Source organism: Martelella mediterranea, assembly GCF_021021415.1.
Classification (GTDB): domain Bacteria; phylum Pseudomonadota; class Alphaproteobacteria; order Rhizobiales; family Rhizobiaceae; genus Martelella; species Martelella mediterranea_C.
In genome coordinates, this window is the sequence record NZ_JAINWJ010000001.1 from 80,568 (window position 1) to 102,806 (window position 22,239).

Annotated in this window: 19 protein-coding genes and 1 pseudogene; 8 read left to right on the top strand and 12 right to left on the bottom strand. The window is 62.6% G+C overall.

The annotated features are described in order from the left end of the window. Positions 1–71 precede the first annotated feature (71 nt). Positions 72–1,202, bottom strand: coding sequence for an ATP-dependent DNA helicase (locus K7H91_RS00385; protein WP_230718129.1), 1,131 nt, complete (start codon positions 1,200–1,202; stop codon positions 72–74). On the opposite strand from K7H91_RS00385, the gene K7H91_RS00390 reads away from it, so the two are divergent. Both K7H91_RS00390 and K7H91_RS00395 read left to right on the top strand, forming a co-directional pair. Further along, entirely contained in the window at positions 1,201–1,728 is a 528-nt protein-coding gene (locus tag K7H91_RS00390; RefSeq protein ID WP_230718131.1) for a hypothetical protein, read from the top strand. The genes K7H91_RS00385 and K7H91_RS00390 overlap by 2 nt on opposite strands. 64 nt (positions 1,729–1,792) lie before the next feature. Continuing rightward, positions 1,793–2,221: pseudogene (locus K7H91_RS00395) on the top strand (RNA polymerase sigma factor); the annotation flags it as partial. 12 nt (positions 2,222–2,233) lie between these two features. On the opposite strand, the gene K7H91_RS00400 reads toward K7H91_RS00395, so the two are convergent. The 8 genes from K7H91_RS00400 to murQ form a co-directional block, all read right to left on the bottom strand. Next, complete coding sequence (locus K7H91_RS00400) at positions 2,234–2,830, bottom strand: LysE family translocator (protein WP_230718133.1); 597 nt, start codon at positions 2,828–2,830, stop codon at positions 2,234–2,236. A gap of 63 nt (positions 2,831–2,893) precedes the next feature. After that, the gene (locus tag K7H91_RS00405) at positions 2,894–4,021 is read right to left on the bottom strand and encodes an anhydro-N-acetylmuramic acid kinase (RefSeq protein WP_230718135.1); all 1,128 of its coding nucleotides are present in this window, start codon (positions 4,019–4,021) and stop codon (positions 2,894–2,896) included. Then, complete coding sequence (locus tag K7H91_RS00410) at positions 4,021–5,025, bottom strand: serine hydrolase domain-containing protein (protein WP_230718137.1); 1,005 nt, start codon at positions 5,023–5,025, stop codon at positions 4,021–4,023. The genes K7H91_RS00405 and K7H91_RS00410 overlap by 1 nt, the downstream gene beginning before the upstream one ends. Further along, positions 5,022–6,761, bottom strand: a complete 1,740-nt coding sequence (locus K7H91_RS00415; RefSeq protein ID WP_230718139.1) for an ABC transporter ATP-binding protein — start codon at positions 6,759–6,761, stop codon at positions 5,022–5,024. Before K7H91_RS00415 ends, K7H91_RS00410 begins: the two co-directional genes overlap by 4 nt. Next, complete coding sequence (locus K7H91_RS00420) at positions 6,758–7,597, bottom strand: ABC transporter permease (protein WP_230718142.1); 840 nt, start codon at positions 7,595–7,597, stop codon at positions 6,758–6,760. The genes K7H91_RS00415 and K7H91_RS00420 overlap by 4 nt, the downstream gene beginning before the upstream one ends. Beyond that, on the bottom strand, positions 7,597–8,556 hold the full coding sequence (locus K7H91_RS00425; protein WP_230718143.1) for an ABC transporter permease: 960 nt from the start codon (positions 8,554–8,556) through the stop codon (positions 7,597–7,599). Before K7H91_RS00425 ends, K7H91_RS00420 begins: the two co-directional genes overlap by 1 nt. Positions 8,557–8,580: 24 nt before the next feature. After that, entirely contained in the window at positions 8,581–10,092 is a 1,512-nt protein-coding gene (locus tag K7H91_RS00430) for an ABC transporter substrate-binding protein (RefSeq protein WP_230718145.1), read from the bottom strand. A gap of 53 nt (positions 10,093–10,145) precedes the next feature. Further along, on the bottom strand, positions 10,146–11,078 hold the full coding sequence (murQ, locus tag K7H91_RS00435; RefSeq protein WP_230718147.1) for an N-acetylmuramic acid 6-phosphate etherase: 933 nt from the start codon (positions 11,076–11,078) through the stop codon (positions 10,146–10,148). A 231-nt stretch (positions 11,079–11,309) separates the two neighbouring features. On the opposite strand from murQ, the gene K7H91_RS00440 reads away from it, so the two are divergent. Beyond that, positions 11,310–12,164, top strand: coding sequence for a MurR/RpiR family transcriptional regulator (locus K7H91_RS00440; protein WP_230718150.1), 855 nt, complete (start codon positions 11,310–11,312; stop codon positions 12,162–12,164). 6 nt (positions 12,165–12,170) lie between these two features. Here the strand turns inward: K7H91_RS00440 and K7H91_RS00445 are convergent, their stop codons facing one another. After that, entirely contained in the window at positions 12,171–12,842 is a 672-nt protein-coding gene (locus K7H91_RS00445) for an AraC family transcriptional regulator (protein WP_230718152.1), read from the bottom strand. A gap of 122 nt (positions 12,843–12,964) precedes the next feature. Between K7H91_RS00445 and K7H91_RS00450 the strand changes: the two genes are divergently transcribed. From K7H91_RS00450 to alaS, 3 genes are all read left to right on the top strand, one after another. Then, positions 12,965–14,614 carry a SulP family inorganic anion transporter gene (locus tag K7H91_RS00450; RefSeq protein ID WP_230718154.1) on the top strand — a complete coding sequence of 550 codons (1,650 nt, stop codon included), beginning with the start codon at positions 12,965–12,967 and terminating at the stop codon, positions 14,612–14,614. Between the two features lie 198 nt (positions 14,615–14,812). Then, positions 14,813–15,898, top strand: coding sequence for a recombinase RecA (gene recA / locus K7H91_RS00455; protein WP_230718157.1), 1,086 nt, complete (start codon positions 14,813–14,815; stop codon positions 15,896–15,898). A gap of 135 nt (positions 15,899–16,033) precedes the next feature. Further along, positions 16,034–18,688 carry an alanine--tRNA ligase gene (gene alaS, locus K7H91_RS00460; RefSeq protein WP_230718159.1) on the top strand — a complete coding sequence of 885 codons (2,655 nt, stop codon included), beginning with the start codon at positions 16,034–16,036 and terminating at the stop codon, positions 18,686–18,688. Between the two features lie 176 nt (positions 18,689–18,864). Here the strand turns inward: alaS and dusA are convergent, their stop codons facing one another. Next, positions 18,865–19,875 (bottom strand): tRNA dihydrouridine(20/20a) synthase DusA, encoded by a 1,011-nt coding sequence (gene dusA, locus K7H91_RS00465; protein WP_330165978.1) that lies wholly within the window; start codon positions 19,873–19,875, stop codon positions 18,865–18,867. 100 nt (positions 19,876–19,975) lie between these two features. Between dusA and K7H91_RS00470 the strand changes: the two genes are divergently transcribed. Both K7H91_RS00470 and K7H91_RS25655 read left to right on the top strand, forming a co-directional pair. Then, a complete protein-coding gene (locus tag K7H91_RS00470; protein ID WP_330165979.1) occupies positions 19,976–20,725 on the top strand; it encodes a hypothetical protein in 750 nt (249 codons plus the stop codon). Between the two features lie 39 nt (positions 20,726–20,764). Continuing rightward, positions 20,765–21,046 carry a tyrosine-type recombinase/integrase gene (locus K7H91_RS25655; protein ID WP_330165980.1) on the top strand — a complete coding sequence of 94 codons (282 nt, stop codon included), beginning with the start codon at positions 20,765–20,767 and terminating at the stop codon, positions 21,044–21,046. Positions 21,047–21,482: 436 nt separating this feature from the next. Here the strand turns inward: K7H91_RS25655 and K7H91_RS00475 are convergent, their stop codons facing one another. Continuing rightward, complete coding sequence (locus K7H91_RS00475; protein WP_230718163.1) at positions 21,483–22,229, bottom strand: hypothetical protein; 747 nt, start codon at positions 22,227–22,229, stop codon at positions 21,483–21,485. Positions 22,230–22,239: the final 10 nt, after the last annotated feature.

Here is a 22,239-nt window from a genome sequence, read left to right on the forward strand (position 1 = left end):
TCCGGATGTATCGCGACACGCGCTCACTCGTATATGCGACAAAGCGCACACCGTCGCAACAAAAGGTTGCGTCACGACTTGACCACTGTCAGCTTTTCAGACGCGCGCGTGATCGCGGTGTAAAGCCAGCGCTCCCGCGTATCGCGAAATGCCCAACTCTCATCGAACAGCACGACATTGTTCCATTGCGAGCCCTGCGCCTTGTGGACCGTCAGGGCATAACCATAGTCGAAATCGTCATAGCGCTTCTTGGTGGACCACGGAATTTCGGTTCCCGTGTCCTCGAATGCCGCCTTCAAGAGCTTGATGCGAGATGCGCCGCGATCGGGATCGTCCTCTTCCGGGTTCACAAGAAGGTTGATGCCGGGCTTCACGGTTTCGCGCGAGGCGGACATCACCTTCCACAGCGAGCCGTTGAGCAGGCCCTTGGCCGGATCGTTTCTGAGGCACACCAGCTTGTCGCCGGCCTGCGGATGGATCTGCGAAAAACCCTTCAACTCGCGCAGCCGCTGGTTATAGCGCCGCCTTGTGCGATTGGTGCCGACCAGAACCTGATCGGCCTCCAGCACCAGTTCCTGGGTGACGTCATGCTTGGAGATCACCTGTGCAAGGCCGTAATCGCCATAGTCGATCTCGTTGCCCTCGCGCACCTTCATCGCAAGGTCGATGATCGGATTGTCGCGGGCCTGACGGTGAATTTCGGTGAGCAGGAAATCCGGTTCGTGATTGGTGAAATAGCCGCCGCCCGAAACCGGCGGCAACTGGCCGGGATCGCCGAGCACCAGCACCGGCGTGCCGAAGGAGACCAGATCCTGACCGAGCTTTTCGTCCACCATCGAGCATTCATCGATGATGATCAGCGCCGCCTTGGCAAGCGGGCTTTGACGATTGAGAGTGAACATCGGCGACACCGAGGTCTTGCCGGTCTCCTCATCCTCGATCATCTCCTCGCCCTTGGGGCGATAGATCAGCGAATGGATGGTGCGGGCATTGGTGGCCCCGCGCGAGCGCAGCACCTGCGCCGCCTTGCCGGTGAAGGCGGCAAACAGCACCTCGCCGTCGACATGCTCGGCAAAATAGCGCGCAAGCGTGGTCTTGCCGGTTCCGGCGAAGCCGAACAGGCGGAACACCGGCGCCCGGCCTTCCTTCAGCCAGCGGGCGACGGCCTGTAGCGCTTCATCCTGTTGCGGCGAGAATTCCATGAGCGTGAATTGGCAGGATTCGCCGCCGCTCGGCAACAAAAAATCGCATCGCACGGGAATAAACCGCCGCGCTGAGGTGTCTATCGCACGTAACCACCGCAATCTGCGGTTATCACGACACGGACAGACAACCATGATGAAGAAAACACCCATACTCGCAGCCGTCGCGCTTGCAGCCTTTGCCGGGATGGCCCATGCGGGCACCACCACCTTTCAGGCGATCAACACGCCGGACGGCCAGGTTCTCGCCGGACAGAACGGCCAGACGCTCTACACCTATGACAAGGACGCAAACCACCAATCCGTTTGCTATGGTAGCTGCGCCAAGGAATGGCTCCCATATCTCGCCAACTCATCCGCGCAACCGTTCGCACATTACAGCTTTGTGGTGCGCAAGGATGGCCAGAGACAGTGGGCATTAAATGGCGAACCCCTCTACTTCCGCTCTGCGGACAAGAAAACCGGCGACATCACCGGCCAGAACGCCGATCACGGCAACTGGCAGGTGGCGCGCCCGGCTGCATGATCGCGCTGAAACGGCGCAGCGTCGCTCTGAGGCTGCGCCGCCACGCATCGCATTCGAGGCTGAGATGCTCGAGCAACTGCCGAAGCTCCGCCGCATGGCCGGCGCTTTGGCCGGATCGGCTGCGGACGGCGACGATCTTTTGCAGAACACGCTCATGGTCGCATTCGAGCGCCGGGACCAGTGGCGCGGCGAAAATCTCGGCGGCTGGCTCTACGCGATCATGCGCCACATCGACGCCAACCGCCGCCGCCACGACCGGGTGTTGCCAATGATGGTTCTGGACGAGGATTGCGGCCTTGCCGACAATTCGACGGAAGCCATCGAGATCGACCGGCTCGGCGTCGAGGCAGCGCTCGACGCGCTCGATCCCGACTTCCGCGCCATCGTGATCCTCAGGGATATCGAGGGTTATGGCTATGAGGAGATCGCGGACAGGCTCGGCATTCCGCTTGGGACCGTGATGTCGCGCCTGTCGCGGGCGCGCCGCCGGCTGGCCTCAGCGCTTTCAGGAGAGCATCGGCCAGAGACTTGCGACCAGCAGAAGCGCCATGGCGATGTTGAACCATTTGAGCCGGTTTCCCACGGACAGCCAGTCGCGCAGTCCCGCGCCGAACCCGCCCCAGATCGAAAGGCTCGGCACCGACACCACGCCGAACATGCCTGACACCAGCGCAACCGAAAACGCATAATCTTCCGGATAGGTATAGACCGATATCGCCGTCAACGACATGATCCAGGCCTTCGGATTGACCCATTGAAAGGCGGCGGCCTGAAGGAAGGTCAACGGCCTTCCGGAAACCGTCCGGCCCGAATCCATCTGCCTTGTATTGGCGATTTTCCAGGCGATCCATATGAGATAAGCGCCGCCGGCGACCTTGGCCACGATCAGAAGGCTGGGAAAGGCGGCGACGACCGCGCCGAGCCCCGCGCCGATCGAGGCCAGCAGCACCATAAAGCCGATCACGACGCCGGCCATATGCGGGATCGTGCGCAAAAAGCCGAAGTTCACCGTCGACGCAAACACCATGAAATTATTCGGCCCCGGCGTAAACGAGGCCGCAACCGCGAAACCGAACAGGGCCAGCAATGTTTCATGGGTCATAGTCCCGGTCCCTCCCCGGCTTGGCGAAACGAATCGCAACCGCGAGAATGCACCGGCATCCGCCTATCCGGCAAGCCGCCCGCCCGTCATCGGCTGTGGCACGCCTGTGGTTGTCGGGAAGCTGATCGGCAGACCGCGCAGCGTCCGTACCGCAAGAAACGCAAAGCACTCCGCCTCGATCGCATCGCCGCGCCAGCCGACCGTTTCGGCGGGCACGGCTTCAACGCCGGCGCGCGAGCCGAGCATCTGCATGATCGCCGGATTGCGCCGTCCGCCGCCACAGACGATCAGGCGTTTCGGACGCACGGGCAGCAGATCGAGCGCCTTGCCGACGGCGGCCGCGGTGAAGGCGGTCAGGGTTGCCGCGCCTGTTGCAGGATCGAGGCCGTCGGCCATCTCAGCAGTGAAGTCAAAACGGTCGAGGGATTTCGGATAAGGCGTTGAAAGATAGGGATGTTCGAGCAGTCGCGACAAGCGTTCCTCGTCGACGGTTCCGGACAGCGCCAGCTTGCCGTCGCGGTCCATCTCGCCAAGGCCGTTTGCCTTGATGAAGTCGTTGAGGGGCGCATTGGCGGGGCCTGTGTCGAAGGCGATCAGGCGCTCGCCGCCATCCCATGCGGTGACATTGGCGACGCCGCCTAGATTGAGCACCGCCGTCTCGCCGGACGTGTCGAGGCCGCGCAGCAGGGCCTGGTGGTAGCCGGCGGAGAGCGGCGCGCCCTGCCCGCCGGCGCGGATATCGGCGGTGCGGAAATCATAGGCGACCTTGCAGCCGAGCAGGTCGTGCATCAGCGCGCCGTCGCCAAGCTGGCGGGTATCGCCGATGCGCTCTTTCGTCGGCGCGCGGTGGAGCACCGACTGACCGTGAAAGCCGACGACGCCGATATCGGCCATGCTCAGGCCCTCCGCCTCCACCAGCGCCTTCACGGCGGCGGACTGGGCGCGGGTCAGAACCTCCTCGGCTTTCGCGAAAATCGCGGGTTCCGGTCCCTCGAAATTCCACTTGCGGGCGGCGGCCAGCGTTTCCTCCAGCAGGTCGCGGGTCGATTGCGGATAGGGCGCCAACGTATAGGCGCCGAATTGCTCGACGCTGACGCCGTCCGTCTTCAGCATCGCGACATCGATATTGCCGTCGAGCACGGTGCCCGTCATCAGGCCCACGGCCCAGACCGGCTTGAAGTCCTCGGCCATTAGTCGGCTCCATTCATGAAATCGCTGACGGCGCGGCGCAGCGCCATGATGCCACTGTCGAAATGGCGACTGGGGTGAACCCGGTTGGTCAAGAGCGTCCAGGCATGGCCGCGCTCGAAATCCACGCACAGCGAGGTGCCGGTGAAGCCGGTGTGGCCGATGGTTGCGTGCGAGCACAGCGCGCCGCCATGCCAGCCCTCATAGGGTCGCTCCCACCCATGGGTGCGGCGTTCGGACAAGGGTTCCCGCATCAGGTTGACTGCCGCATAGCCCCTGCTATCGCGCTCCAGCAGATCGCGGGCGAAATCCAGAACGGCGTCGACCTGCCCGAACAGCCCGGCATGGCCGGAGCCCTGAAGGGCGTGGCAATTCTCGTCATGCACCTCGCCCGCCATCACCCGGCCGCGCCATGTGCAGCGCTCGGTGGCGGCCGTTTCCGCAGGATCGGCGGACCAGGCGAATCCGGGACCCGGATCGAGATCGCGGATCGTCTTGCCGGAAAGCCGTTCCAGCGCTATGCCGAGCAGGATGTAGTTGATGTCGGAATAGACCGGCGTTTCCACCCGCCGCCATTCCCGCTGCAGCACGAAGGCTCTCAGCCGGTCCGGATCGCCGCCATAGGTGTAGATCGGCTCGACCGCCGGAAAATGCGTCTGGTGCCCGAGGCACTGGCGGAAGGTGACCTGCCGCTCCCAGCAGTTCGGATCATATTGGCGGAAATCGGGGATGACAGAGGTGAGCGGCGCATCGAGGTCGATGTCTCCGGCTTCTGCGCGCGCCAGAATGCGCGACGTGGTGAAGATCACCTTGGTGAGCGAGGCGAGATCGAACCATGTGTCGGTATTCATCGGACGCTCTTCCGGCTCGATCGCGGCCCTGCCGACGGCCCGGGTCAGCCGGTTGCCTTTACCGTCCATGAGGCCCAGCACACCGCCGGGAATGCGTCCCTCGGCAACGGATTGCTCAAGTGCTGCAAAAGCCTTGTCGAAACCGGTCTCGTTCATGCTTCGGCCCTCGCCAGATGATCATCGCCATAGGATACCCAATCCGCCTGCGGCGGCTCATAGCCCGCAGGGCGCACCAGCGATGGCACGTCGGTGGTGTCGAGGCGATAGTCCTGGTGACGGCGGTCGATGCTCGGCACCGCCGAGATCAGCCGCTTGGTATAGGAATGCCGCGGATCGGCAAGCACCGACCTTGCATCGCCGATCTCGACGATCTGGCCGGCATAGACCACCGCGATACGGTGGGCAATGCGCTCGACCACGGCCATGTCGTGGGTGACGAACAGATAGGAGAGGTTCATGTCGCGCTGAAGCTCGGTCAGCAGTTCCAGAACCATGGCCTGCACCGAGACATCGAGTGCGGACACCGCCTCGTCCAACACCACGACGGAGGGCTTCAGCATCAGCGCACGGGCGATGCAGAGCCGTTGGCGCTGGCCGCCGGAGAATTCGTGTGGATAGCGCGTCAGCGCGTTTTCCGGCAGGCCGACGCGGTTCAGCAATTCGGCCATGCGGGCGCGGGTTTCAGCGTTCAGCCTTCCTCCGGTGGCTATCACCGGCTCGGCGAGGATGCTGTCGACGCGAAGGCGCGGATTGAGCGAGGCGTAGGGGTTCTGAAACACCATCTGGATCGGATCGCCATGGGCGGCGACGGAACCGCCCTCGCCCAGCGAGAAATTGCCGCGCGTGGGCTTGGTCAATCCCATGATGGCGCGCGCCGTCGTCGACTTGCCGGAGCCGCTTTCGCCGACAATGCCCAGCGTCTCGCCCGGCATCAGGTCGAAATCGATGCCATCGACGGCATGGACCGCGCCCGTCCGTCTGTTGAAGAAACCGGAGGCGACGGGAAAGCGCACGGTGAGGTTTTCAACCGCCAACGCCGGTTTGGCCTCAGGCTTGCGAGTAAAGTCGCTGCGCACCGCCCGTCCCTCCGCGAAATGCGGCACCGCCTTTAAGAGATGCTGGGTATAGGCGTGCTGCGGGTTGTCGAGAACCGCGTCGGTCGCTCCCTGTTCGACCACCTCACCGGCCTGCATCACCATCACCTTGTCGGCGATGCCGGCGACGAGGCCGATATCGTGGGTGATGAAGATCAGGCCCATATCGCTTTCGCGCTTCAGTTCGGAAAGCAGCGCGAGGATCTGCGCCTGCACCGTCACGTCGAGCGCGGTCGTCGGCTCGTCCGCGATCAGCAGGCGCGGATTGCACGACAGCGCGGTCGCGATCATCACCCGTTGCAGCATGCCGCCTGAAAGCTGATGCGGATGGTATTTCAGCCGCCGCGCCGCGTCCGAGATGCGGACGCGCTCAAGCGCCTCGCGCGCGGCATTCATCGCCTGTTTGCCGGTGAGGCCGTGATGAAGACGAAAACTTTCCGCAATCTGCTCGCCGATCGTGTGGACCGGGTTCAGCGAGGTCATCGGCTCCTGGAAGATCATGCCGATCTCGCGGCCGCGAATGCCGGTCAGGCGCTTTTCCGGCAGGCTCGCGATGTCGACGGTGCTGCCATCCGCCAGCGTGTAGTCGATCCGTCCGCCGGTGATCTTGCCGCCGCCGAAATCGACAAGACGGTTGAGGCAGAGCGAGGTGACGGATTTGCCCGAGCCGCTTTCACCGACAATCGCAAGCGTCTCGCCGGGGGAAAGATCGAAGCTGACGCCGCGCACGACCTCGTTCTTCTCCGGCTTCTTGCCGAAGCCGACGCGGAGATCGGAGACGGAAACAAGTCTGCTCATGCCTCTGCCCTCCTCGAGCGGGGATCGAGAATGTCGCGCAGCGCATCGCCCAGAAGGTTGAAGCCGAGAATGCCGAGCATGATCGCAAGTGCGGGGAAGATCAGCAGCCATGGCGCCATCTCCATCAGGTTGCGGGCCTCGCTCAGCATCAGGCCGAGAGAGGCCTGCGGCGGCTGGGTGCCGAGACCGAGGAAGGAAAGCCCCGCCTCCGTCAGCAGCGCCCAGGCCAGCGCCAGAGTCACCTGCACGGTGAGCGGCGCCACCAGATTGAGCAGCATGTGCCGCGACAGGATGTAGGAGCGCGAAGACCCGAAGGTGCGAGCGGCATCGACGAATTCGCGGGTTTTCAGCGACAGCGCCGGGCCGCGCACCACGCGGGTGAAGATCGGCGTGTAGACGAAGGCGATCGCCATCACGCTGGTCCAGGTGCCGGGGCCGACAATGGTGATGATCAGGAGCGCCAGCAGGATCGCCGGAAACGCCAGCAGCACATCCATCAGCCGCATGATTGCTCCATCCCAATTGCCGCCGAACCAGGCCGCGGCAAGGCCGAGGACGATGCCGGCGATCGTTGCCAGCGCCACGGAGGAAAACGACACGATGAAGGATTGCGCGATGCCGATCATCAGCCGGCTGGCGACATCGCGGCCGAGCAGATCGGTGCCCATCCAGTAGGTCGCGGATGGCGCATGCAGGCGGTCGATGCGGAACTGCGTCAGCGGGTCGTGCGGGGTGACGCCGATCAGACCGAGGATCGCGATCACGATATAGAGCCCGACGATCGCGCCGCCGATGCGGCCGCTCGGATGGGAGAAAATGGAGCGTATGAGGGCCATCACTGCGCTCCCAGCCGGATACGCGGATCGAGCGCCGCATAGGCGAGATCGACCAGCAGATTGACGATCATGAAGTTGAGCGCAATGAACAGCACGCTGCCCTGCACCAGCGCGTAATCGCGCTGCAGAATGGCATCCAGCACCGTGCGCCCCAGCCCCGGCAGCGCGAACACCTGCTCGACAATCACCGCGCCGCCCAGCAGATAGCCGAACTCGACGCCGGAGACGGTGACCACCGGGATCAGTGCATTGGGCAGCGCATGGTGCCAGATCACCTTGCGCTGCGGCACGCCCTTGGCGCGGGCGGTGCGGACATAGTCGTCGGAGAGAATATCGAGCATGGCGGAACGCGAGATGCGGGTGACGGCGGCGGCGAAAGCGAAGCCCAGAGTGAGGGCCGGCAGGATCATCTGCGCGAGGTTCTTCAGCGGATCTTCGAACAAAGGCGTGAACGTGCCCATGGCCGGCAACACGCCGAACCAGACGGACAGCGCGTAGATCGCGAGCAGCGCGACCACGAAGCTCGGCGTCGACTGGCCGATCATCGCGACGATGCGAACGATAAGGTCGGACGGCTTTTCGGCGTGGGTGGCGGCGTAAATGCCGGCCGGCAGGCCAATGGCGAGCGCCACGATCATCGACAGCAACGCCAGTTCCAGCGTCAGCGGAAACACCCGGAGGATAACCTCCAGCACCGGCTTGCCATAGGTGACCGAAATGCCGAGATCGCCGGTGAGCGCGCCACCGAGCCAGTGCCAGTATTGACCAAACCAGCTCTGGTCCATGCCGAAATAGGTTTCAAGCGCGGCACGCTGGGCCGGCGTCAGCAGGCCGGCCTCGGTCCCCAGCATCGCCGTGATGGCGTCGCCGGGAACCAGCCTGATCGAGATGAACACGAGGACCGACACCCCGAGCATGACCAGAGGAAAGGTCACCAGTCTTCGGGTCAGATAGTTCATGGAGCGTTGACCTCGTGTCTTTTCTTATTCGCCGACGGTGACGGCGGTCAGACCGAAGAGCGAGCCGGTCGGCGTTGCCTCGAAGCCCTTCACCTTGTCGGTGCTGGCGGTGTAGCTGTAGCCGGTATAGAGCCAGACCCAGGGCGAAACCTCGGTGATGTGTTTGGAGAATTCCGCGAAGATTTCCTTGCGCTTGGCCGGATCGGTTTCCACGCGGCCCTCATTCATCAGCGTATCGAGCTCGTCGTCGATATAATGGGCGACGTGGTTGAGATTGCCGTCCTTGGTCCAGTAGCGGTTATACATGGTGTAGGGATCAGTGCGGCCGCCGTTCAGCGCCACGGCCATGTCGAAATCGCCCTTCAGCCAGCGGTCGATATAGACGTTGAGCTCCATCATCTCGATCTCGAGATCGATGCCGATCTCGGCAAGCTGCGACTGGATGACCTGGGCCTCTGCCGCTGCCGTCGGCGGCTCGCCGGTCGCGGCCATCACCTTGGCGGAGAAGCCGTCCGCATAGCCGGCCTCCTCCATCAGCGCCCTCGCCTTGTCGAGGTCCTGCGTGTAGCAGAACAGTTCGGAGGGGTCGGTGGCGAAGGCCGGCATGGTCAGCGGACCGGTTACCTCGCCCTCGCCCAGAAGCGCGGCATCGAGCACGTCCTGCCGGTCGATCGCGCAGGAGATCGCCTGGCGGACCTTGAGCTCCTTCATCGCGCCCTCTTCGGCATTGAGCTGCAGTACGTGGTAGGAGAGCACCGGCTCGCGATCGAGCGTCAGGCCGGGATTGGACGGCACCAGCGTGGCGACCAGCGGATCGTTGATCAGCGCGAAATCGACCTGGCCGGTGCGCAGCGATGCCAGAATGGCGGTCTCGTCCGGCAGGACCGAGATATCGAGCCCGTCGATAGCGAGCTCGCCGCCGGCCCAGTTTTCATTGGCCGTCAGCGTCTCGCTGGAATTGGGCTCCCAGTTTTCCAGCACGAACGGGCCGGAGCCGAGGGTTTCGGTGCCAAGCGTACCGGCTTCGATCGCCGAGGCGGGAACGATCGCCGCGTTGATCGACGACATCGCCGTCAGCAGCGGAACGTCCGGCTGCGACAGGTTGAAGACGACGGTTTCATCATCCGGCGTATCGATGCTTTCGATCGACAGGAAGTTGGAGCGGGCCGCCGCACTGGTGGCCTCGTCCAGAATGCGCTCGAACGATGCTTTCACATCCGCCGGCGTCACCTTGTCGCCATTGGAGAATTTTGCATTCGGATCAAGTTTGAATGTCAGCGTCTTGCCGTCCTCGGAGAAGTCCCAGGAGGAAGCGATGGCCGGCACCACGTTCAGTTCGGCATCTGTGCGCACCAGCGGCTCGTAGACGAGTTCCAGCAGGCGGATCGACGCGAATGCGGTCTGCTTGTGCGGGTCGAGGCCGGTCGCATCCTGCGACCATGCCATTTTCAGTGTCTCTGCCGAAGCCGGCGCTGCCGCGAGCGCGGCGGCAATCGCCAGCGCCGATGCGATCGTCTTGATTTGAACTCTTCCCATGATCAATTCCCTCGAGATGATGATTGTTGCCGGTCGTCGCGACCGGAGCGACTTCAGTCTTCGCGGCCTTGCGCCGTCTTCTGGTTGATAGCCTTGCGCAGATAGCCGCCCGATTTCGACAGCAGATCGCGGCCTTCCTGCACATCCATATCGGTCAGCGCCAGCAATATGGCGAGCTTGACGTCATTTCCGGTTTTCTCCAGAAGCGCCGCCGCCGCGTCGGCGCCAACGCCCGAGGCCTCCATGACGATGCGCACCGCGCGGGCGTAAAGCTTGGCGTTGCTGACCGTCACATCGACCATCAGGTTCTGGTAGACCTTGCCGATACGGATCATGCTCGCCGTGCTCAGCATGTTGAGCACCAGCTTCTGCGCCGTGCCGGATTTCAGGCGGGTGGAGCCGGTCAGGACCTCGGGCCCGACGACGGGCGCGATCGAAATATCGGCGATGGCCGCAATCGCGGAAGATGGGTTGCAGGAGAGCGCGACCGTGTCTGCCCCAACTTCGCGGGCATAGTCCAGCGCGCCGATCACATAGGGCGTGCGCCCGCTGACGGCGATTCCGACCACGACATCGCGCTTCGAAAGATTGACGGCCTCAAGATCGGCGCGCCCCAAAGCAGGGTCATCCTCCGCGCCCTCGACCGCCGTGGTGAGCGCCGGATTCCCGCCAGCGATCAGGCCGACGACCATGCCCGGCGGCACGGAGAATGTCGGCGGGCATTCCGAAGCATCGAGCACGCCGAGGCGGCCGCTGGTGCCGGCGCCGATATAGATCAGCCGTCCGCCGGCATTGAACGCGGCCACGATGCGTTCGACCGCGGCCGTGATCGGCGCGATCTCGCGGGCGACTGCCCCGGCCACCAGCGCATCCTCGGCATTGATGGTTTCAAGGATCTCGCTCGTGCTCAGAAGATCCAGTTCGACGCTTTTCGGATTGCGCCCTTCGGAGACCAGTTTGTCGAGCTCGCCATTCAACAGATTCACGTTGGAATTCCCCTGCCCTACAAGGCTTGCCGATGGACGAATCCGCAGCGGCAGCCTGCTATCTTGCCCAGAGGCTATAATCGAGAATTCCAACTGTCAAATAATATTGAGAATAATTTATTCCAAACCGGCCCAGGCAATCAACGAAAACCAATTCGCAACAATTCCATTGTATTCCTGAATTCAGGAATTTATTATTCTTCTCGTTCGACCCTCTCGGAAAGGCAGGCCGTGTCCGTCCTCAGCATCATAGAAGCGCAGCTGGAAAGCCTCGCGCCGGCCGACCGGCAGATCGGCGATTTCATCCTCGCCCATCCCGACGAGGTGCTGCGGCTGTCGTCCGCCAGCCTTGCCGAGAAGACCGGGCGCAGCCAGTCGAGCGTGGTGAAATTCGCGCAGAAACTGGGTTTTTCCGGCTATCAGGACATGAAATTCGCCGTCAGCAAGGCCAAGGCCAGCGAGTGGCGCGCGCCCGGCGCGCTGCATGCGACCATCGAGCTGGACGACAGCCACGCCACGATCGCGCAGAAATTGCTTGCCAGCAAGATGCACGCCATGCAGCAGACGCTTGCCGCCAATGACGAGACCGCGATTTCGCGGGCGCTCGACATCACGGATGCCGCGCGGCGCATTCATGTGGCCGGCGTCGGCGCGTCGTCGCTGGTGGCGCGCGATTTCTGCTACAAGCTACAAAAGCTCGGCCGCTACGCGCTGCATGATTCCGACAGTCACGTGCAGATGGCGAATGTCTCGGCCGCCAAATCCGGCGATGTGCTGTTCGCGCTCTCCTATTCCGGCGCGAGCATCGAGACCGTGCGGATCGCCGAACTTGCCCGCAAGCGCGCCGTCACCGTGATCTCGCTGACGGGACCGAAACAGAACGCCATCGCCCGCGTGGCCGATGTCAATCTCTACACCATCGCCGATGAGGAAAAGGTGCGCTCCTCGGCAATCACCGCCCGCGATGCCCAACTGATGTTGACCGACTTCCTCTTCATCCTGCTGCTCCAGCGCCAGCAGGATGCCGGCGACTACATTGCGGATAGTGGCGATGCGGTTACGGCGCTGAAGCTCGGCGACAAGTGACGCCGCCTACCCTTTGATCGGTATGCATATTTCCGTCAGCAGGTCCTGGGGCGCGACCTCGCGCGGATTGTTGAGATAGACCTCGACAGGCGGCGCGTCCGCAGGCTCGTATCCATTGGCGGGAAGGTAGCTGCCGTAAAACCAGCCATAGGCCTTGTGAAGCTCGGCATATGGCCCCTTGTGGCGCAAGACCGCATACCGACCACCGGCGATCTCGCGCAGCGTCAGCCCTGCGGGCGGGGTAAAGCCGGCGGGCACGACAAGGCCGGCGAAAGACTGCAGCTCTTCCTCAGCCACAAGGCCGGGGTCCGAATAATAGATGCCGACCATCTGCATATCCGGCCGGAACAGACCCGCCGGCGCCATTCCATAAGCGGATTTGAAACTTCGTGTGAATGATGCGACGCCTGAATAGCCGGAACGGCGGGCAATGCTCTCTATGCCTGCCGCACTGTTGACAAGTTCGCCGGCAGCCCGGTGCAGACGCAGGCGCTTCACCGTGGCGTGGATGGTTTCGCCATAGACGGCCCGGTAGATCCGGTGCCAGTGCCATGGCGACAGGCAGGCGATCTCGGCGAGTTTCGCGTAGTCGAGCGCGTCGTCCAGATGGACGGCAATATAATCGCTGACCCGCTTCAGCCTTTGCTCATAGGTCCCGAACACATCCATATCTTTCATCACAACCGTTCACTCCCGTTTGACATTGCCTTTCAAACACAGGTCGCATTGACAAATCTTGCGGAATCGCCCCTCGGGTGCAATGATCCGCCTGCCCATCCGCGGCCCCAGGTGAAATGATCATGCCCACCCGTCTCGTTCCCAAGACCGTCAGCGTTCTGCGCGAAGGTTATTCCTTTTCCCGTCTGAAAAGCGACGCCATTTCCGGATTGACCGTCGCGATCGTTGCCCTGCCGCTGTCGATGGCGATCGCGATCGCCTCCGGCGTTTCGCCCGACCGGGGGCTCTACGCCGCGATCATTGGCGGCTTCTTCGTTTCGCTGCTGGGCGGCAGCCGCCACCAGATCGGCGGCCCAGCGGGGGCCTTCATCGTGCTGGTCGCAGCCTCGGTGGAACGCAATGGCATTGACGGGCTGATCATCGCCGTGATTCTTTCCGGCCTGATCATGATCGCGGCCGGTTACCTGAGGCTCGGGGCCTATATCCGCTTCATACCCTATCCGGTGACCGTCGGCTTCACGGCCGGCATCGCCATCATCATCTTCGCCAGCCAGCTTTCCGCGATCTTCGGCCTTGACCTGCCCGGCAAGGAGCCGGGCCCCTTCGCCGAAAAGGTCGCCTATCTGGCGCAATATGTCGGCACCACCAATATTTCAGCCGTTGCCATCGCGGTGCTGACCATTGCCATCATCATAGCCGTGAAGCGCTTCCGGCCGGGCTGGCCGGGGATGCTGATCGCCGTTGCCGTGGCAACCCTTGCGGCCTTCGCGTTCAACCTGCCGGTGGAAACCATCGGCAGCCAGTTCGGCGGCCTGCCGCGCGGGCTGCAGACCCCGGCCCTGCCTGCGCTGTCGGTCCAGAAGGTCATCTCGGTGCTGCCCGATGCCTTCGCCTTCGCGCTGCTGGGCTCGATCGAATCGCTGCTTTCCGCCGTCGTCGCCGACGGCATGACCGGGCGCCGGCATCGCTCCAACATGGAGCTGGTCGGCCAGGGCGTGGCCAATATCGCCTCCGGCCTGTTCGGCGGCATCTGCGTGACCGGCACGATCGCGCGCACCGCAACCAATGTGCGCGCCGGCGCGACCAGCCCGTTTTCCGGCATGCTGCATTCGCTTTTCCTGCTCTTGTTCATGATCGTCGCAGCCCCGCTGGCCCGCTTCATTCCGCTGGCGACCCTCGCCGGCGTTCTGGCCGTCGTCGCCTGGACGATGGTGGAGAAGGCCGCGATCCGGACGCTGCTCAAGACCTCGCGCGGCGATGCCGTCATCCTGCTCGTCACGCTGTTGCTCGTGGTCTTCCGCGACCTGACCGAAGGCATCGTCGCCGGCTTTGCGCTTGGCGCCGTCATGTTCATCGACCGCATGGGCAAGAATGTCGCCGTGAACCCCTATTCCGACTACAACGCCAGGGCCGAATCGCCGATCGCCAATACCGATCCCGACACCGTGGTCTACCGCATTTCGGGCGCGTTCTTCTTCGGCGCGGCCGCCACCGTCGGCTCCGTGCTCGACCGGGTGGCCGGCGGCGCGCGCAATTTCGTGCTCGATCTTTCCGATGTGCCCTATGTCGATTCCTCCGCCGCCAACGTGTTGGAGGGCACGATCGGCAAGGCCGAACACCGCAAGGTTCGGGTTCTGCTCGCCGGCGCGACGCCGAGCGTCCGGTCGATCCTCGAAAGCCACGGGATCTCCGAACCGCGCGTCGCCTACTGCGCCACTCTCGACGAGGCCGCCGCACGAATCGAAGCCCAGAAAAACGAAACGGCGGACTGAGGCGGCCGCGACCGGCGCTTTCCTCCTCCCGCAACGCCGTACACAAGCTTTCGAGCGGAAATACATAACCGGAACATTGTTGCCTTTCTATATATAAAACAATGATTTGACAAGGGCTTGCGGGAATGGAACAAATGGAGTACAAATATGTAAGTTCTGAAATCGTCTAGGCGGCAGCGACAACAAGGGATAAGGTCCATGGCACAGAATTCACTAAAACTCGTCGAGGAAAAATCGGTGAACAAGAGCAAGGCGCTGGAAGCGGCACTTTCCCAGATCGAGCGCTCGTTCGGCAAGGGCTCGATCATGAAGCTCGGCGCCAATGACAGCATCGTCGAGATCGAAACGGTGTCGACCGGTTCCCTTGGCCTTGATATCGCGCTCGGCATTGGCGGCCTGCCCAAGGGACGCATTATCGAAATCTACGGCCCGGAAAGCTCCGGCAAGACCACGCTGGCGCTGCAGACCATCGCCGAGGCTCAGAAGAATGGCGGCATTTGCGGCTTCATCGATGCCGAGCATGCGCTTGATCCGGTCTATGCCCGCAAGCTCGGCGTCGACCTGCACGACCTTTTGATCTCCCAGCCCGACACCGGCGAGCAGGCGCTTGAAATCGCCGATACGCTGGTGCGCTCCGGCGCGCTCGACGTCATCGTGATCGACTCGGTCGCGGCCCTCACCCCGCGCGCGGAAATCGAGGGCGAGATGGGCGACAGCCTCCCCGGTCTGCAGGCGCGGCTGATGAGCCAGGCGCTGCGCAAGCTCACAGGCTCGATCTCCCGCTCCAACTGCATGGTCGTCTTCATCAACCAGATCCGCATGAAGATCGGCGTCATGTTCGGCTCGCCCGAAACCACGACCGGCGGCAACGCGCTGAAGTTCTACGCCTCCGTTCGTCTGGACATTCGCCGTATCGGCGCGGTCAAGGATCGCGACGAAGTGGTCGGCAACCAGACCCGCGTGAAGGTGGTGAAGAACAAGATGGCCCCGCCCTTCAAGCAGGTCGAGTTCGACATCATGTATGGCGAGGGCGTGTCCAAGACCGGCGAACTGATCGACCTCGGCGTCAAGGCCGGCATCGTCGAGAAGTCCGGCTCCTGGTTCTCCTATAACAGCGAGCGTCTCGGCCAGGGGCGTGAGAATGCCAAGCAGTTCCTGAAGGACAACCCGGCAACCGCCAACGAGATCGAGCTTGCGCTTCGCCAGAATGCCGGCCTGCTTTCCGAAGGTCTGCTCGATACGGGTGAAGACGATGGCGAAGCTACCGGAACCAACGACGAATAGGCTTCGTCGCACTTCGTGAGTTTGATTAAACAGCGGCTTTCCGGGGCCGCTGTTTTGTCTTGTCTGGACAGTATCTTCGCCTGTCGTTAAAAGCCGGGAAACGGACACACCAGAATTCAAAGGGACGTGCGCAGCATGAATGGCGTGAATGAAATCCGGTCGACCTTCCTCGACTACTTCCGGCAGAACGGTCATGAAGTCGTCGCGTCCAGTCCGCTGGTGCCGCATAACGACCCGACGCTGATGTTCACCAATGCCGGCATGGTGCCGTTCAAGAACGTCTTTACCGGACTTGAATCGCGGCCCTACTCCACCGCAACGACCGCGCAGAAATGCGTGCGCGCCGGCGGCAAGCATAACGATCTCGACAATGTCGGCTATACCGCGCGCCACCATACCTTCTTCGAGATGATGGGCAATTTCTCCTTCGGGGATTACTTCAAGGAACGCGCGATCTCGCTCGCCTGGAACCTGATCACCAAGGAATTCGCGCTTCCAAAGGACAAGCTGCTGGTCACCGTCTACCACGAGGACGACGAGGCCTTTGACCTGTGGAAGAAGATCGCCGGTCTTCCCGAGGAGCGGATCATCCGGATCGCGACGTCGGACAATTTCTGGTCGATGGGCGATACCGGCCCCTGCGGCCCGTGCTCGGAAATATTCTACGACCATGGCGACCATATTTGGGGCGGCCCGCCCGGCTCGCCGGAAGAGGATGGCGATCGGTTCATCGAGATCTGGAACCTGGTGTTCATGCAGTATGAACAGATTTCCGCCGACCGCCGCGAAAATCTTCCGCGCCCCTCGATCGATACCGGCATGGGCCTGGAACGGGTCGCGGCCGTGCTTCAGGGCAAGCACGACAATTACGACATCGATCTGTTCCGCAACCTGATCGCCGCGTCCGTGGATCTCACCGGCGTCAAGGCCGAGGGCGAGCATCGCGCCAGCCACCGTGTCATCGCCGATCACCTGCGCTCCTCCGCCTTCCTGATCGCCGACGGCGTCCTGCCGTCGAATGAAGGCCGTGGCTATGTCCTGCGCCGGATCATGCGCCGCGCCATGCGCCACGCCGAACTGCTCGGCGCGCGCGAGCCAGTGCTCTACAAGCTTCTTCCCGTCCTGGTCGGCGAGATGGGCCGCGCCTATCCCGAACTCCATCGCGCCGAGGCGCTGATCTCCGAGACGCTGAAGCTTGAGGAATCCCGGTTCCGCAAGACGCTCGACCGCGGCCTGACGCTGCTTGACGAGGCCAGCAGCAACCTGAAGAAGGGCGACAGCCTCGATGGCGAGACCGCCTTCAAGCTCTACGACACTTACGGCTTCCCGCTGGATCTCACCCAGGATGCCCTGCGCGCCCGCGGCATCCATGTCGACCTCACCGGCTTTCAGGACGCCATGCACCGCCAGCGCGCCGAAGCCCGCGCCCACTGGCAGGGCTCTGGTGACAAGGCGACCGAGACCATCTGGTTCGAGCTTGGCGAGAAGCACGAAGCGACCGAGTTTCTCGGCTACGACACCGAAAAGGCAGAGGGCATAGTCCAGGCGCTCGTCAAGGATGGCGCTTCGGTGGAAGGCGCACGGGAGGGTGATGCCGTCGCCCTCGTCGTCAACCAGACGCCGTTTTACGGCGAATCCGGCGGCCAGATGGGCGATACCGGCACGATCCGGACCGACAAGGCCGTTCTGCGCGTGACCGACACGCAGAAAAAGGGCCGCGGCTTGTTCGTGCACTACGCCACCGTCGAGACGGGCGAAATCGCGCGCGGCGAGCCGGTTTCGCTCGAAGTCAATCACGCTCGCCGGTCCCGGCTGCGCGCCAACCACTCGGCCACCCACCTCATCCATGAGGCGCTGCGCGAGCGGCTCGGCAACCACGTCGCCCAGAAGGGCTCGCTGGTCGCGCCCGAGCGGCTGCGCTTCGATATTTCGCACCCCAAGCCCCTGAGCGCGGCGGAACTGACCGACGTCGAAAACATGGCCAACGAGATCGTGCTGCAGAACGCCCCGGTCGCAACCCGGCTGATGAGCGTCGACGACGCGATCGCGGAAGGCGCCATGGCGCTGTTCGGCGAGAAATACGGCGATGAGGTCCGCGTCGTGTCGATGGGTATCGCGACGTCGGGCGAGAAGGCCGGCAAGACCTATTCGCTGGAACTGTGCGGCGGCACCCATGTGCGCGCCACCGGCGATATCGGCCTGATCAGGATCGTCGGCGAAAGCGCCGTCGGTGCCGGCGTGCGGCGGATCGAGGCGCTGACCGGCGTTGACGCGCGGCGCTATCTCACCGACCAGGATGAAAAGCTGAAGGCGCTTGCGGCAAGTCTGAAGGTCCAGCCCGACGATGTCGGTAACCGCGTGGATGCGCTGCTGGACGAACGCCGTCGGCTGGAGCGCGAACTCACGGAGGTACGCAAGCAGCTTGCGCTCGGCGGCTCGGGATCGGCCGATGAATCCGAGAAGATCGGCGATATCAACCTGATCGCCAAGGTGCTCTCGGGCGTGGCGGCAAAAGACCTGAAGGGCATGGCCGACACAGCCAAGACCAACCGCGATCATACGGCCGTCGCCTTCATCGCCGTGGCGGAAGACGGCAAGGCGAGCGTCGTCGTGTCGCTGACCGAAGATTTGACGCAGAAATTTTCCGCCGTCGATCTGGTGCGCGCGGCCTCTGCCGCAGTCGGCGGCAAGGGCGGCGGCGGACGTCCGGACATGGCCCAGGCCGGCGGCCCCGATGGCGCGAATGCCGATGCCGCGATCGATGCCGTGCGATCAGCGCTCGCCGGCTAGAGCGTCGGGCGAAAAAGCCGAATCCGGTTTTTCGTTAACCCGACGCGTCAAAAAGGAAGAATTCAGAGTATCGGGCAATGCCAATTAGTCGCCCGATACTCTAAGCGCGGACAGGCCTCGAAAATTCGAAACGGATGCGAGCGGGCCGCCGGCCGTCGCAGTCACAAGCGGCCGGATCAGGCCGCTTTTTCATCCAGCGCAACTGCGTCGAACGCGCGCGCGATCACCTCCGGCCCCGCGCCCGGCTTCGTCGCCTCGGTTGAAAGGATCTGGCGATAGCGCCGCGCGCCGGCATAGCCGCTCATCAGGCCGACCATATGGCGCGTGATCTGCGAGAGCCGGGTGCCCGCGGCCAGTTCACGGTCCGCATAAACCATCATCGCGTCGCGCAGCGCCTGCCAGTCCAGCGCCCGGCGCGGCTCGCCGAACAGTCGATGATCGACATCGGCCAGAAACGCGGGCGTCTGGTAGGCCGCGCGACCGATCATCACGCCATCGACTTTTTCAAGGTGGGCTTCCGCCGCGTCCATGGTCAGGATGCCGCCATTGATGCCGATGAAGAAATCGGGATGGCGCTCCTTCATGGCATAGACCAGCGGATAGTCGAGCGGCGGGACCGAACGGTTTTCCTTGGGGCTCAACCCCTGCAGCCACGCCTTGCGGGCGTGTATCCACAAAGCGTCGGCCCCGGCGCCCGCCATCCGGTCGACAAAATCCGGAAGCACCGTCGTGGGATCCTGATCGTCCACGCCGATCCGGCATTTGACCGTGACGGGCACCGAAACAGCCGCCTTCATCGCAGAGACCGCCCGTTCCACGACCTCGGGCGTCTTCATCAGGCAGGCGCCGAACGTACCGAACTGAACGCGGTCCGACGGGCAGCCGACATTGAGATTGATCTCGTCATACCCGAAATCACTGCCGATCGCCGCCGCGTCCGCAAGCTTCACCGGATCGGACCCGCCAAGCTGCAGCACCACGGGATGCTCGACCAAGGCAAAGCCCAGCAGCCTGTCGCGATCACCATGCAGCACCGCATCGGCCACGATCATCTCCGTATACACCTGCCCGCGGGTCATCATCTGCCGATGAAAAAACCGGCAATGCCGATCCGTCCAGTCGATCATAGGCGCAACGGAAAAGCGGGAAGCCGCTGGAAACTCCTGTTTTTCAGTTTTTTCAGACACTTATAGAAACCTTATTTCTGTCTCTTTTCCGCTCGTTCGGTACCAAACCCGTCGATTTCGACACTGGACTTGGTACAAAGTACCAAATCAGGAGATCACCATGGGCTCGATCAGAACACGCAAACGAAAAGATGGCAGCAGCAGCTACCTTGCCCGCTTGCGCGTGATGCGAGAGGGGACGTCCTATCACGAGACCAAGACTTTTGACAGACGCCCAGCTGCAGCCGCATGGATAAAGAAACGCGAGAAAGAGCTGGCCAGACCTGGCGCACTGGAGGAGTTCAACGCATACGACCCGCCGCTGTCCAAGGCCATCGAGCGCTATACCGAAGAAGCGGTCAAAGAAATCGGACGCACGAAGGCACAACTCCTGAAGACCATCTCGACCTATCCGATCGCCGACATGCCCTGCTCCGCCATCAGGTCGAAGAATATCATCGAATTCCTTCAGTCCCTTCCCGGGCAGTCACAAACCGTTGGGAACTACGCAAGCCACCTCGCCTCCATATTTGCCATCGCGCGGCCGATGTGGGACTTTCGGCTTGACGACAGGGAAATGAGAGACGCCATCACGGTGGCGCGCCGCATGGGGATCATATCCCGCTCAGCTCAGCGGCACCGCAGACCCACCCTCGACGAACTCGACCGATTATCGACGCATTTCATCGATCGGCGCCGAAGAACACCTCAGGCCATGCCAATGCACAAGGTGATCGTTTTCGCTCTTTTCTCGACCCGCCGACAGGCAGAGATTACCCGCCTCGCCTGGGCAGATTTCCAGAAGCAACACAAACGCATCCTGGCTCGTGACATGAAGCACCCGGGTGAGAAGATCGGCAATGATACCTAGGTCGACCTGCCCGACGAAGCCATCCGTATCATCGACAGCATGCCCAAGCGTAAATCGGAGATATTCCCCTACTCCCCGGATGCAATCACAGCGAACTTCACGCGGGCTTGCAAGCTGCTTGGAATTGAAGGCTTGCACTTCCACGATCTGCGCCATGACGGCATCTCGCGCCTGTTCGAGATGGGCTGGAACATCCCGCATGTCGCAGCGGTCAGCGGACACAGGTCCTGGGTGACCCTTAAACGTTATACCCACATCCGTGAGACCGGCGACAAATATGCCACTTGGGCAGGCTTGCAACTCGCGAGCGGAAACGACTGAACGCCCCCGGTGGCTCACCGGTTTATCTCTTTGAGATAAGCCTGATGGGTTGAAGCGTTACGCGTCTGCGCCCTAAGCGTATGTCTGATTGGGACGACCCTTCGCGCGTCGCGCAGCATCTGCCGGCTTCATCTACACCCTGTGCCTTTCACAGTGCCGAAACGAACAACAGGTCGCTCGGGCAAGCATCTGAACGGCTGACATAGGTGCAAGGCGTCCGCCCAAATTCGGCATTGACCTGAATTTCATTTTGAAGCACGTAGTAATATATCACTCTGCAGAGTGGTTGCGGGGGCGGGATTTGGACACTGTTTTTTTGCTCACAGCCGTTTGTTGTTTCATCAAGGCTGCTCGTGCAACGCGATGTCTTTAAGCGCTTACTTCCCGAAAGCGTTCCAGGCTGAGGTTCACCTGCACACCCCGCGCCTGCGTCGCTTCACAGAATGATTTCGTCGAACACCCGACGGCAGTCCATCTCATATTCCAAACCGACAATTGGCGGCCGGTTATAGTGCCAGGAAAGCCCGTTACGGTGGGCGCCGCGCGGCGCCAGTTCCGTCTCGATCAACGGGTGGATGTCATGGACCGCATAGATCTGCGCCGCTGTCGTATCCGCCCACTTGCCGCCGAAAAACCCCATGCGGCGCTCCATCTCATCGAGCACAAAGGCCGCCTTCTCGCGAATGGCGTCAGGACCTGTCTCACCCGGACGAACGATATGGTCGCGGTAATTGGCCTTGCCCTCCGGCACCTCGCCGGAACCGGCAATCGCGAAGGTCTTCGGTGCGTTCTCATCCTTCACCGTGTAGCAGAAGGCATGGAAGCCGGGCTCCTCCGGCGCGCCGATCTCGGGGCAGATATTGGAACGCGCCACCGGATTGTCATCGCCTTCCATGATGCTCCAGGCGCTGAGCGTTTCGGCGTAAAGCGTGTTGAAGGCGGCAAACCCCTCCTCGGTGAACTGGCCGGGCGAGCGCATCTCGCAGGCGCAGAAGGCTTGCAGCGGGCGGCCGTTTTCGCCGAGATGCGCGGCGATGCGCTCAAAGGCCTCTTTCATTGGCACGACATCGAAAAAGCGGGCGCGGACGATGCGGTAACCTTCAAGGGCGGCAACGCCGGCTGAATACTGCATTACGCCCGGAATATAGTGGTAACCGCCAGCCGCCATGGTTTTTGTCTGCATAGTCAATTCC

Excerpts from the sequence above, each read along its gene's own strand:
- K7H91_RS00475 (WP_230718163.1), bottom strand. The coding sequence starts at position 22,229 with ATGCAGACAAAAACCATGGCGGCTGGCGGTTACCACTATATTCCGGGC.
- K7H91_RS00415 (WP_230718139.1), bottom strand. The coding sequence starts at position 6,761 with ATGAGCAGACTTGTTTCCGTCTCCGATCTCCGCGTCGGCTTCGGCAAG.
- alaS (WP_230718159.1), top strand. The coding sequence starts at position 16,034 with ATGAATGGCGTGAATGAAATCCGGTCGACCTTCCTCGACTACTTCCGG.
- K7H91_RS00410 (WP_230718137.1), bottom strand. The coding sequence starts at position 5,025 with ATGAACGAGACCGGTTTCGACAAGGCTTTTGCAGCACTTGAGCAATCC.
- K7H91_RS00420 (WP_230718142.1), bottom strand. The coding sequence starts at position 7,597 with ATGGCCCTCATACGCTCCATTTTCTCCCATCCGAGCGGCCGCATCGGC.
- K7H91_RS00430 (WP_230718145.1), bottom strand. The coding sequence starts at position 10,092 with ATGGGAAGAGTTCAAATCAAGACGATCGCATCGGCGCTGGCGATTGCC.
- K7H91_RS00445 (WP_230718152.1), bottom strand. The coding sequence starts at position 12,842 with ATGAAAGATATGGATGTGTTCGGGACCTATGAGCAAAGGCTGAAGCGG.
- K7H91_RS00400 (WP_230718133.1), bottom strand. The coding sequence starts at position 2,830 with ATGACCCATGAAACATTGCTGGCCCTGTTCGGTTTCGCGGTTGCGGCC.
- K7H91_RS00390 (WP_230718131.1), top strand. The coding sequence starts at position 1,201 with ATGAGCGTGAATTGGCAGGATTCGCCGCCGCTCGGCAACAAAAAATCG.
- K7H91_RS00450 (WP_230718154.1), top strand. The coding sequence starts at position 12,965 with ATGCCCACCCGTCTCGTTCCCAAGACCGTCAGCGTTCTGCGCGAAGGT.
- K7H91_RS00470 (WP_330165979.1), top strand. The coding sequence starts at position 19,976 with ATGGGCTCGATCAGAACACGCAAACGAAAAGATGGCAGCAGCAGCTAC.
- K7H91_RS00385 (WP_230718129.1), bottom strand. The coding sequence starts at position 1,202 with ATGGAATTCTCGCCGCAACAGGATGAAGCGCTACAGGCCGTCGCCCGC.
- K7H91_RS00425 (WP_230718143.1), bottom strand. The coding sequence starts at position 8,556 with ATGAACTATCTGACCCGAAGACTGGTGACCTTTCCTCTGGTCATGCTC.
- K7H91_RS00405 (WP_230718135.1), bottom strand. The coding sequence starts at position 4,021 with ATGGCCGAGGACTTCAAGCCGGTCTGGGCCGTGGGCCTGATGACGGGC.
- K7H91_RS25655 (WP_330165980.1), top strand. The coding sequence starts at position 20,765 with ATGCCCAAGCGTAAATCGGAGATATTCCCCTACTCCCCGGATGCAATC.
- recA (WP_230718157.1), top strand. The coding sequence starts at position 14,813 with ATGGCACAGAATTCACTAAAACTCGTCGAGGAAAAATCGGTGAACAAG.